Origin of the sequence: Serratia sp. (in: enterobacteria) (assembly GCF_051654945.1) — a bacterium.
Classification (GTDB): Bacteria; Pseudomonadota; Gammaproteobacteria; order Enterobacterales; family Enterobacteriaceae; genus Chania.
Genome location: NZ_JBOFZA010000070.1, coordinates 1 through 2,693, shown reverse-complemented (window position 1 = coordinate 2,693; position 2,693 = coordinate 1). Strand labels below are relative to the sequence as shown.

Genomic DNA, 2,693 nt, shown 5'->3' with positions numbered 1-2,693 from the left:
CATATTGAAATATCTAGAATAAAGCTTCTTGAATTCGTTCAAGAAGAAACATTCAAGACATCCGAGGTGTTACATCGCAAGATGTAACCAAACAATTAATGAAACAAACCTAAGACCAGCGATGCAACGCTATGCATCGTAGAGAGTCAGCCGCACCCGCAGCTGATGATCAATTGGTTAAGCTAATAAGAGCGCAGGGTGGATGCCTTGGCACTAAGAGCCGATGAAAGACGTGATAAGCTGCGAAAAGCTTCGGGGAGGAGCAAATATCCTTTGATCCGGAGATATCTGAATGGGGAAACCTGGCTGAGCAAACCTCAGTCGGCGTATGGTGAATACATAGCCATACGTTGGGAACCCGGTGAACTGAAACATCTAAGTAACCGGAGGAAAAGAAAGAAACATCGATTTCCAAAGTAGCGGCGAGCGAAATGGAAGGAGCCTAAACCAGAGTGCGTGCACTCTGGGGTTACGGACTGCAATAACGTGAGACGATTTGTTAGTGGAACTGTCTGGGAAGTCAGGCCAAAGAGGGTGAAAGCCCCGTACACGAAAACAATAGTCAGCAAGCAGGATCCAAAGTACCGCGAGACACGAGAAACCTTGCGGGAAGTCGGGGGGACCACCCCCCAAGGCTAAATACTCCTTAGTGACCGATAGCGCATAGTACTGTGAAGGAAAGGTGAAAAGAACCCCGGGAGGGGAGTGAAAGAGAACCTGAAACCCTGTGTTTACAAGCTGTGGAACCACGATTAACCGTGGAACCGCGTACTTTTTGTAGAACGGTCCGGCGAGTTACCGTTACTGGCAAGGTTAAGCACTTAAGGTGCGGAGCCGAAGGGAAACCAAGTCTTAATAGGGCCAGAGTCAGTAGCGGTAGACCCGAAACCGGGTGATCTATCCATGTCCAGGTTGAAGCGAGAGTAAAATCTCGTGGAGGACCGAACGCACATCCGTTGAAAAGGGTGGCGATGAGGTGTGGATAGGGGAGAAATTCCAATCGAACCCGGAGATAGCTGGTTCTCCTCGAAATAGCTTTAGGGCTAGCCTCGTATTAGTCTGCTGGAGGTAGAGCACTGAATTTCCTAGGGGGCGTCAAAGCTTACCAAAGAATATCAAACTCCGAATGCCAGACAGATGATGTACGGGAGTCAGACTGCACGAGATAAGTTGGGTAGTCAAAAGGGAAAGAGCCCAGACCACCAGCTAAGGTCCCAAAGTGCGTGTTAAGTGGAAAAGGATGTGGGATTTCGAAGACAACTAGGATGTTGGCTCAGAAGCAGCCATTCATTCAAAGAGTGCGTAATAGCTCACTAGTCGAGAGGTCCTGCGCCGAAAATGTCCGGGGCTAAAACACGACACCGAAGCTGTGGATTCATGCAAACGCATGAGTGGTAGAGGAGCATTCTAATCGCGACGAAGCTGTACCGATAAGGAGCAGTGGAGTGTTTAGAAGAGAGAATGCCGGAATGAGTAGCGAGATGAGAGTGAGAATCTCTCAGGCCGAATATCTAAGGTTTCCAGAGTAAAGCTGATCTGCTCTGGGTAAGTCGGGACCTAAGGCGAGGTCGAAAGACGTAGTCGATGGACAACAGGTTGAAATTCCTGTACCGCGTATTATCAGAACTGTGGGGACACAGAACGTTAACCAAACCCGGGAATGAAAAGACCGGGGCAAGCAAGGTAGCAGGTGAGTTGGCAAATCCGCTCATCAATGCGAAGATGTGATGCGTACCGAACAAAAGTAGGGAAGTTGGTGACACGAGCTGTCGAGAAAAGCCGCTATTGTGTAATATGTGCCCGTACCGTAAACCGACACAGGTGGATGAGGAGAGAATCCTAAGGCCGGCGGGAGAAGCATTGTTAAGGAACTCGGCAAAATGACCCCGTAACTTCGGGAGAAGGGGTGCCTGGGAAACCAGGCCGCAGAGAATAGGCTCAAGCAACTGTTTAGCAAAAACACAGGTCTATGCAAAACCGAAAGGTGAGGTATATGGGCTGACGCCTGCCCGGTGCTGGAAGGTTAAGAGGAGAGGTTAGCCGCAAGGCGAAGCTTTGAATTTAAGCCCCAGTAAACGGCGGCCGTAACTATAACGGTCCTAAGGTAGCGAAATTCCTTGTCGGGTAAGTTCCGACCCGCACGAAAGGCGTAATGATTTGAGCGCTGTCTCAACAATGCACCCGGTGAAATTGAAATACCAGTGAAGATGCTGGTTACCTGCGCCAGGACGGAAAGACCCCATGGAGCTTTACTCCAGCTTGATACTGGGATTCGGTCGTGCATGTACAGGATAGGTGGGAGGCTACGAAGTGGGAACGCTAGTTCTCATGGAGCCGCTGTTGGGATACCACCCTTGTACGATTGGGTTTCTAACTTGCCACCATAATCTGGTGGGAGGACAATGTCAGGTGGGGAGTTTGACTGGGGCGGTCGCCTCCGAAAGGGTATCGGAGGCGCTCAAAGGTTCCCTCAGAATGGTTGGAAACCATTCGCAGAGTGCAAAGGCATAAGGGAGCTTGACTGCGAGACCGACGGGTCGAGCAGGTAGGAAACTAGGACTTAGTGATCCGGTGGTATAAAGTGGGATTGCCATCGCTCAACGGATAAAAGCTACCCTGGGGATAACAGGCTTATCACTCCCAAGAGTTCACATCGACGGAGTGGTTTGGCACCTCGATGTCGGCTCATCGCA

Annotated in this window: 1 rRNA gene; it reads left to right on the top strand. The window is 50.3% G+C overall.

Annotated features, from left to right (window positions below):
• Window positions 1-175: 175 nt before the first annotated feature.
• A 23S ribosomal RNA gene (locus ACRDCA_RS10455) occupies window positions 176-2,693 on the top strand; the annotation flags it as partial.